The sequence below is a fragment of the Azospirillum sp. B506 genome (genome assembly GCF_000333595.1).
Taxonomy (GTDB): domain Bacteria; phylum Pseudomonadota; class Alphaproteobacteria; order Azospirillales; family Azospirillaceae; genus Azospirillum.
Genome location: NZ_BADK01000332.1, coordinates 1 through 1545 on the forward strand (window position 1 = coordinate 1; position 1545 = coordinate 1545).

Here is a 1545-nt window from a genome sequence, read left to right on the forward strand (position 1 = left end):
GCGGCGTAGAGTTCGAAGAAATAATCGAGGATTCCCGTCTTCGCCTGCTTGAAGTGGCCGTATTTCCAGGACAGCTGCTTCATCGCCCGGTCGAGCGGCTGGCCTTCATGGGCGAACAGGTAGAGCGTCGACATGAAGCCGGCGCGGTCGGCGCCCGACTTGCAGTGCATCAGTGCCGGATAGGTCATGGTCTTGAACAGCTCGCGCGCCTTCAGAAGGGTTTCCTTTTTCGGCATGTCGCGGGAATTCACCGGAAAATCGACCAGCTCCAGCCCATGGGCGCGGCAGGATTCCGCCTCCAGGATGTAGGAGGCGCAATCGCGCGAGCCGCGCAGGTTCAGGATCGTCTTCACCCCGTTGCGCGCCGCCGCCGCGATGTGTGAGGGCGAGGGCTGGCTCGCCCGGTACATGTTGGAAGAGACGCGGTGGGTGTTGGAATAGATCAGCCGGAAACAGGCATGGTCGATGAACACGCTTTCCAGATGGCCGAGTGCCCGCTGCCACGGCGTCGCCATGCGGCTGCGGCTGCGCTTGATCGCATCGGCCAGCGCGGTGGTGGTGACCGCCCGCAGGGTGCTTTTCTTCGCCAACTCAAACCTTCCGACTCTGACGGAACGCCAACATAGGCATGGTCGGCGTTCCGTCAAGAACCCCGATTACGCCACCCTGTCCTGCAGCCGCACATACATGCCGTACTGGGCCGCCAGCGTCAGCACGATTTCCATGTAAAGGTTGATCAGGCCGTTGGCGTAGAAGGCCGGGCAACCGGTGTAGTGATGCTCTCCCGCCATCGCGGTCGGCTCGATCAGGTCGGTGTTCAGGACGATCAGGTCCGTGTCGGGATCGTAGAGGAAGGCAGACTGGTCGGTGCGGAGCGGGTGGATGGCCTGATGGTCGTCCGCCTCGATCTTTCCGGCCGCCATGAACTGGCACAGCATGCCCAGGCTGCCCATGGCCAGCGGCAGAACCTGCTTCAGGCTGCGGCGGGCGAGATCGTCGTAAGCCTCGGCCTGCAAACCCGGACGCAGCAGCGGCGCCGCCTCCACCAGATTCCAGCAGACATGCAGCGCGGTGTGGCTGCCGGTCTTGGTGATCGACAGCATGTCGTAGCCGGACGGGCCGTGCAGCACCGACTTCTGCAGCTCGCGCCCCAGCACATAGCCGGCGGCGGCCATGTCGGTGATCGTCCCCTCCGTCCGGCAGCGGTCCTCCTCCACCATCACCTTGATCGCCCAATCCTTGATGATGGCGTCCAGCAGGTGGCAGACGGAGTCGCGCAGGAAACCGACCATGCGGTCGGGATCGGCGGCGGCCAGACCGTCGGGATCGGTGAAATCCAGCCCGTGCGGCGAGGCCGGCGGGGTGGACAGCTGCAGATGTCCGGACTCGTCCAGCGGCATGCGGGCGATGATGTGCTCCCGCAGGTCGCCATAGAGGAAGGCGAGCAGGGTGTTGATCGCAACCTTCTCGTAATCCTCTTTGCGGGTGTCGGCATGCGCCGGGCAGTGGCCGGCCAGCGTCAGCAACTCCTCGCTCAGCAGATAA

At 64.2% G+C, this 1545-nt stretch carries 2 protein-coding genes; both read right to left on the minus strand.

All coding sequences use genetic code 11. The features are described from left to right. Window positions 1–590 (minus strand): beta-lactamase hydrolase domain-containing protein (locus I71_RS10185; protein WP_042694531.1); only part of this gene is annotated, 590 nt, incomplete at its 3' end. A 66-nt stretch (window positions 591–656) separates the two neighbouring features. After that, the coding region (locus I71_RS10190) for a hypothetical protein (protein ID WP_042694533.1) at window positions 657–1545 on the minus strand (889 nt) is incomplete at its 5' end.